The sequence below is a fragment of the Cereibacter johrii genome, from assembly GCF_001720585.1.
Lineage (GTDB): Bacteria > Pseudomonadota > Alphaproteobacteria > Rhodobacterales > Rhodobacteraceae > Cereibacter_A > Cereibacter_A johrii.
The window spans coordinates 1-6016 of the sequence record NZ_MABH01000100.1 but is presented as its reverse complement, the minus strand read 5'-3'; the positions used below and the strand labels follow the sequence as shown (position 1 = coordinate 6016).

Here is a 6016-nt window from a genome sequence, read left to right as displayed (position 1 = left end):
GCGAACCTGTTCGTCGCGCGCTTCATCGGCTCGCCCGCGATGAACGTGATCCCGGGCACGGTGCGGATCGGGCCCGAGGGCGCGCGGCTCGACCTGGCCACCGGCGGAGGGCTGCGGGCGCCCTTCCCGCTCGATGCGGGCCTTGCGGGCCAGACGGTGCAGGTGGGCATCCGCCCCGAGGATCTGCGGCTGGCCGAGGGCGAGCCGCTCCTCGTGGGGCGGATCTCCTATATCGAGCAGCTGGGCGAGGTGCAGCTCACCTATATCGAGGCCGAGGGTCTGGCCGAGCCGCTGATTGCCAAGCTGCCGGGCGTCCTTGACCTTGCGGCGGGCGCCTCCATCGCGCTCACGGCCGATGCCCAGAGCCTGCACCTCTTCGGCGCGGACGAGCGCAGCCTGCGCCCCGAGCCCGCAGCCGCGGTCCCGGAGGTTACTTCCGCACGAAGCTGAAGGAGAAGGCCGAGCCCCGGTGATAGTCCATCGCATAGATCACGCGCGTGCCGCAGGCCGCGTAGCAGACCTCCTCGATGAGCAGCGCCGGGCCGAACTCCTCGAGCCCATGCAGCCCGCTCACCTCGTCGGGCAAAAGGACGGCGCGCACGTTCGCGGTCGAGGCCACGGGCCGCCGCCCCCCCCGGTCGAGGAGCGCCACGAGCGAGCCGCTCCAGTCGGGGGTGCCTTCGAGCCCCTCGCCCACGAGCGCGCGGGGCAGCCAGTCCACGGAATAGACCAGCGGCTGGCCGCCCGAGCTGCGCAGCCGCTCGACGCGGACGAGGGGCGTGCCCTCGGCCACGGCCAGCCGCTCGGCCGTCACCGGATCGGCGGGCACGGCCGAAAAGCCCAGAAGCCGCGTCTCGGCCGTGTAGCCGTGGCTGCTCACCATCTGCGAGACGCTCTCGAACTTGGTGATCGGCCGCGCGATGCTGAGGAGCGCGCCGGCGGCGAGGAAGCGGCCCTTGCCCTGATGGCTGTCGATCACCGCCTCCTGCTCCAGCAGCTTCAGCGCCTCGCGCAGCGTGGGGCGCGAGATGTGGAAGCGCTCGACCATCTCCTTCTCGGTCGGCAGCCGGTCTCCGAAGCCGAGGCCCAACTCTTCGATCATCTCGAGGATGCCCGTGCGCAATCGCTCGACATTGCTTTCCCGCGGTTTCTCCATGCGGCTGGACTCCTTGTCGGTCTAGAACTCGAAATCCCGTGCAATCTGCGCCGGCGCGCGTCCGGCGGCCAGCGCGAGTTGCAGCAGAAGCCGCGCCTTCACCGGCGCGGCGCGGCCTGCGGGCAGGAAGCCGTGGCCGTCGTTGCGGCTGTTGGCCACCACGGGCCCGTGGCCGCGCGAGGCCATGACGACCACCCCGCCCTCCTCGCGCACCCAGGTCTCGAGCCGCCGGGCCTGCGCGCCCGTGGCATAGCCGGGTGCGAAGCCCGCCACCACGATACCCTGCGCCCCCGCGGCGATGAAGGCCTCGATGGCGCAGGCGTCGCCGCTGCTGTGGCAATAGAGGATATCCACCCGCGGCAGCGCCCTGAGGCTGCGCCAGTCGCCCCGCGGCGCGCGGGGGGCGGCCGGGCGCAGGAAGCGCACCTGCCCGCCGATGACGAGGCCTACCGGCCCCAGATCGGGCGAGCGGAACGTGTCGAGGCCGAAGGTCGCCGTCTTCGTCACCTCGAAGGGCAGATGGATCTCGCCATGCGCCACGACGAGCACGCCCTCGGCCCGCGCCTGCGGCTCCGCGGCCACCAGCGCCGCCTGAAAGAGGTTCATGTAGCCGTCGCTGGAGAGGGCGGAGGCCGGCCGCTGCGCCCCGGTCACCACGAGCGGCACCGGCAGGTCCCAGACGAGCGACAGGAAGAAGGCCGCCTCCTCCAGCGAGCCGGTCCCGTGGGTGAGCACGAAGCCCGCAAGCCCGGGATCCTCGGCCAGCGCCGCCGCGCAGAGGCCGCAGATCGCAGCCCACTGCTCGGGGCCCATGTCGAAGCTCGGCCGCGGTTCGAACGCCAGCGGCACCAGCGCCACCCGGTCGGCCATCGCCGCGCAGCGGTCGATGAGCTGGGCCGCGGTCAGGCTGCCCGCCTGCCCGTAGTCGCAGATCTCGAACGGATCGGACGCGAGCGCGGTCAGCGTCCCGCCCCCCGCGATCACCGCCACCTTCGGACGGTGCGCTTCCTGCCGGCTCATGTCCTCCTCCTTCCGCCCTGCGCCGAGGGGCGCGAGTCAGGCTGCTTCATGATGTCTGACAAGATGATTGCCCAATCTGCCGCGAGAAGTCACGCGATTTCAGCTTGTTGCAGAAAAATGCGCGGAGCATCAGAATCCAGATTGACAGATGCCCCTCGGAAACGTTTCACTTGTCAAACAAGTTGAGACAAGTCAGGCCAGCAACGACGGGGGACGGATGGACGGGACAGGCGCAGCGGAGCAGGGCATTGCCTTCGACCGTGTCAACAAGTGGTACGGCCAGATGCATGTGCTGCAGGATGTGACCTTCTCTGTCGCGCCCGGCGAGAAGATCGTGGTCTGCGGGCCCTCGGGCTCGGGCAAATCCACCATGATCCGCTGCATCAACCGGCTCGAGGAACATCAGGCGGGCACGATCCGCGTGGGCGGCGTCGAGGTGAACGACCAGCGCCGCAACATCGAGCAGGTGCGCCGCCGCGTGGGCATGGTGTTCCAGAACTTCAACCTCTACCCGCATCTGACGATCCTCGAGAACTGCACCCTCGCGCAGCGCTGGGTGCGGGGCACCCCGCGGGCCGAGGCCGAGGCGCGGGCCATGCGCTATCTCGAGCGGGTGCGCATCCCCGATCAGGCGCGCAAATATCCGGGCCAGCTCTCGGGCGGCCAGCAGCAGCGGGTGGCCATCGCGCGCTCGCTCTGCATGGAACCCGAGATCATGCTCTTCGACGAACCCACCTCGGCGCTCGATCCCGAACTGGTGCGCGAGGTGCTCGACACGATGGTCTCGCTGGCCGAGGAAGGCATGACCATGATCTGCGTGACCCACGAGATGGGCTTCGCCCGGCAGGTCGCCGACCGGGTGATCTTCATGGACCGCGGCCGCATCGTCGAGAGCGCGCATCCCGACGACTTCTTCTCGAATCCCAAGGAGGAACGCTCGCGGCTGTTCCTCAGTCAGATCCTGCACTGATCCCGCAGAAGGATCGGGCCCACCCGGGGCCAGTCCCCTCCCACTCCAGCAGAAAGGTCGACCCATGCCCAAGATCGGCACCCGCCTCGCCTCGCTCCTCCTGTCGGGGGCGCTCGTGCTCTCGGCCGCCTCCGCCGCCGTGGCGCAGGACATGCCGCCCCTGCCCGAGGCGATCCAGAAGGCGGGCAAGATCCGCATCGGCGTGAAATGCGACAGCCCGCCCTTCGGCGCCTCCGGCCCCGACGGCAAGCCGCGCGGCATCGAGATCGAGATGGCCAAGAAGATCGGCGAATATGCCTTCGGCTCGGAGGAGGGCGCGGAACTCTCCTGCGTCACCAGCGAGTCGCGCATCTCGTCTCTGAACGCGGGCAAGCTCGACCTGATCCTCGCCACGCTGGGCCGCACGGCCGCGCGGCAGGAGGTGATCGACTATTCCAACATCTACTTCTGGGGCACCTCGAACGTGCTCGTCCCGGCCGACAGCCCGGTGCAGAAGCTCTCGGACCTTCAGGGCCGCTCGGTGCTGGTGGTCAAGGGCGCCTCGCAGATCAAGTGGCTCGAGGCCAACATCCCCGACATCTCGATCGTGCAGCTCAATACCACCGCCGACGGGGTGCAGGCGCTGATGCAGGGCCGCGCCGACGGGTTCGTGGGCGACGGCGGGCTGATCTACACGCTCGGCGGCAACTATCCCAAGCTCCGCGTGATCGAGGAAGGGCTCGACCTCGGCGTGAACGGCGTGGGGATGCGCAAGGGCGAGACCGAGCTGCAGACCTTCGTCAACGCGGTGCTCGACGAGCTGCGCAAGGACGATTTCTACGAGACGGTGATCCCGCAGTTCGTCGAGGAGCCGGCCGTGGTCGATGTGATGAAGCGCGGCTTCCTCGAAGAGCCGCCGCAGATCTGATCCCGCTCCGGGAGGCGCCCGCGCCTCCCGGCCCTTCCCTCCCGCCGGACCGGACCGATCATGACCGTCATCGACTGGGGCTATATCCTCGCGGCCTTCCCCGACCTCATGCGCGGCCTGGGCATGACCCTCATGGTCAGCCTGCTCGCGATCCTCTTCTCGCTCCTTCTGGGGCTGGCCGGCTGCGCGCTGCGCGTCTCGGGCATCCGCCCGCTCTCCTATGCCATGCGCGGCTATGTCGAGTTCATCCGCGGCACGCCCTATCTCGTGCAGATCTTCTTCGTCTTCTACGGCCTGCCGAGCCTCGGCTTCACGCTCTCGATCTTCTGGTCGGGGGTGCTCGCCCTCACCATCTGGGCCAGCGCCTTCCATATCGAGAGCTTCCGCGCAGGCCTCGCCTCGGTCGGGCGCGAGATGCACGACGCCTCGGCCTCGCTGGGCCTGCGCCGGCTGCCCCATGCGCTGCTCGTGGTGGCGCCCATCGCGCTCCGCTCGGCGCTGCCCTCCACGCTCAACACGGTCGTCGGCACGATCAAGAACTCGGCCTATCTGCAGGCCATCGGCCTCGTGGAGCTGACCTTCGTCGCGGTCGACCGCATCGCGCAGGACTTCCGCTCGACCGAGATGTTCCTCTCGATCTGCGTCATCTACCTCGTCGTCATCCTCGGCGTCTCGGCGCTGGGGCACCGGCTGGAACGGCGCCTCAACCGGCCCTACGGGTCACGGTGATCCCATGGACCTGCTTTTTGAATATCGCGTCTTCCTGCTGAGCGGGCTGATCGAGACGCTGAAGATGTCGGCGGTCGTGGCCCTGGGCGGCACCTTCTGCGCCATCCTCCTCACCATGGGCATCACCGCGAAACCGCGGCTTCTGAACCGCGCGAGCTATGCGCTGGTCGAGCTGCTGCGCGACCTGCCCCTGATGGTGACGGTGCTGCTCGTCTATTTCATGCTGCCCATGACGGGGCTCGGGCTCAATCCGTTCTGGTCCTGCTGCCTTGCGATCTCGGTCTGGGGCGGCGCCAACGGGGCGCAGATCCTGCGCGCGGGCCTCGCCTCCGTGGGCAAGGGCCAGCGCGAGACGGCGGCGGCCTTCGGCTTCGGCCCGGTGAAGACGCTCCTCCTCGTGACGCTGCCGCAGGCGATGCCGGTGATCGTGCCGCCCTATGTGGGCCTTCTGACCGCGCTCGTGCAGGCCACCTCGCTCGGCGCCGTGGTGGGGGCGCAGGAGCTGCTGCGCACGGGCCAGGTGCTGATCGAGCAGACGACCATCATGCAGGGCGGCAGCCCGGCCTATCTCGTCTACGGTTCGATCCTCGTGGTCTATTTCACCCTCTGCACGCTGATCTCGCTGGTGGGCGCGCGCATCGAGCGCCATTTCCTGAAGCCCTATTCCGCCTCGAGCGGGGCGCTGGCCGAGGATCGGGCGCATGAGATCGACGCCGCCATCTCGGTGAGGACCTGAGGATGGATGCGCCTGCCTCCCTCGCCTCTCTCGCCGAGCTCTGCGCCGCGCCCGTGACCCCGGCCGAACGTGCGGCCGCGGTCAGGCCCCTGGCCGACACGCTGGGCGTGATGCTGGCGGGCCTCGCCGATCCGCGGGCGGCCGATCTCGCGGCGACGCTCGGCCTTTCGGCGGAGCCCCGCCGCGCCCGCCTGCCCGGCAGCGCTCTGCACGGAGCGGCGTCGGACGTGGCGCTGATGGCGGGGTTTGCGGCCCACCTCCTCGATTTCGACGATGACGAGACCGAGGTGGCGATGGCCCATCTCTCGGCCCCGGTCCTCGGCGCGGCGCTGGCGCTGGCCGCGCGCGCGGAAACGCCGGTGGCCATGCTCCTCGACGGCTATGTGACCGGCTGCCGGATGATGCTGGCCCTGGGCAGCATGGCCAATCCCGCGCTCTACCGGGCGGGCTGGCACGCGACCTCGGCGCTCGGCAGCTTCGGGGCGGCGGCGGCGGCCG

At 69.6% G+C, this 6016-nt stretch carries 8 protein-coding genes; 6 read left to right on the top strand and 2 right to left on the bottom strand.

The features are described from left to right. The coding region (locus A9O63_RS07615) for a TOBE domain-containing protein (RefSeq protein WP_141703054.1) at positions 1-450 on the top strand (450 nt) is incomplete at its 5' end. On the opposite strand, the gene A9O63_RS07610 is transcribed toward A9O63_RS07615, so the two are convergent. Continuing rightward, positions 431-1156: a GntR family transcriptional regulator gene (locus A9O63_RS07610; protein WP_069331386.1), complete on the bottom strand. Its 726-nt coding sequence runs from the start codon at positions 1154-1156 to the stop codon at positions 431-433. The two genes, A9O63_RS07615 and A9O63_RS07610, sit on opposite strands and share 20 nt — an antisense overlap. Before the next feature lie 21 nt (positions 1157-1177). After that, positions 1178-2176, bottom strand: a complete 999-nt coding sequence (locus tag A9O63_RS07605) for an asparaginase (protein WP_069331385.1) — start codon at positions 2174-2176, stop codon at positions 1178-1180. 217 nt (positions 2177-2393) lie between these two features. Here A9O63_RS07605 and A9O63_RS07600 point away from each other — a divergent pair, with 217 nt between their 5' ends. The 5 genes from A9O63_RS07600 to A9O63_RS07580 all read left to right on the top strand — a co-directional run. After that, positions 2394-3146 (top strand): amino acid ABC transporter ATP-binding protein, encoded by a 753-nt coding sequence (locus A9O63_RS07600; protein WP_009564043.1) that lies wholly within the window; start codon positions 2394-2396, stop codon positions 3144-3146. 64 nt (positions 3147-3210) lie between these two features. Beyond that, positions 3211-4053 (top strand): transporter substrate-binding domain-containing protein, encoded by an 843-nt coding sequence (locus A9O63_RS07595; protein ID WP_069331384.1) that lies wholly within the window; start codon positions 3211-3213, stop codon positions 4051-4053. A gap of 60 nt (positions 4054-4113) precedes the next feature. Beyond that, positions 4114-4782: an amino acid ABC transporter permease gene (locus A9O63_RS07590; protein ID WP_069331383.1), complete on the top strand. Its 669-nt coding sequence runs from the start codon at positions 4114-4116 to the stop codon at positions 4780-4782. Positions 4783-4786: 4 nt separating this feature from the next. Then, a complete protein-coding gene (locus A9O63_RS07585) occupies positions 4787-5518 on the top strand; it encodes an amino acid ABC transporter permease (protein ID WP_069331382.1) in 732 nt (243 codons plus the stop codon). A gap of 2 nt (positions 5519-5520) precedes the next feature. After that, a partial coding sequence (locus A9O63_RS07580; protein ID WP_141703053.1) for an MmgE/PrpD family protein occupies positions 5521-6016 on the top strand: 496 nt, incomplete at its 3' end.

Excerpts from the sequence above, each read along its gene's own strand:
- A9O63_RS07610 (WP_069331386.1), bottom strand. The coding sequence starts at position 1,156 with ATGGAGAAACCGCGGGAAAGCAATGTCGAGCGATTGCGCACGGGCATC.
- A9O63_RS07605 (WP_069331385.1), bottom strand. The coding sequence starts at position 2,176 with ATGAGCCGGCAGGAAGCGCACCGTCCGAAGGTGGCGGTGATCGCGGGG.
- A9O63_RS07600 (WP_009564043.1), top strand. The coding sequence starts at position 2,394 with ATGGACGGGACAGGCGCAGCGGAGCAGGGCATTGCCTTCGACCGTGTC.
- A9O63_RS07595 (WP_069331384.1), top strand. The coding sequence starts at position 3,211 with ATGCCCAAGATCGGCACCCGCCTCGCCTCGCTCCTCCTGTCGGGGGCG.
- A9O63_RS07590 (WP_069331383.1), top strand. The coding sequence starts at position 4,114 with ATGACCGTCATCGACTGGGGCTATATCCTCGCGGCCTTCCCCGACCTC.
- A9O63_RS07585 (WP_069331382.1), top strand. The coding sequence starts at position 4,787 with ATGGACCTGCTTTTTGAATATCGCGTCTTCCTGCTGAGCGGGCTGATC.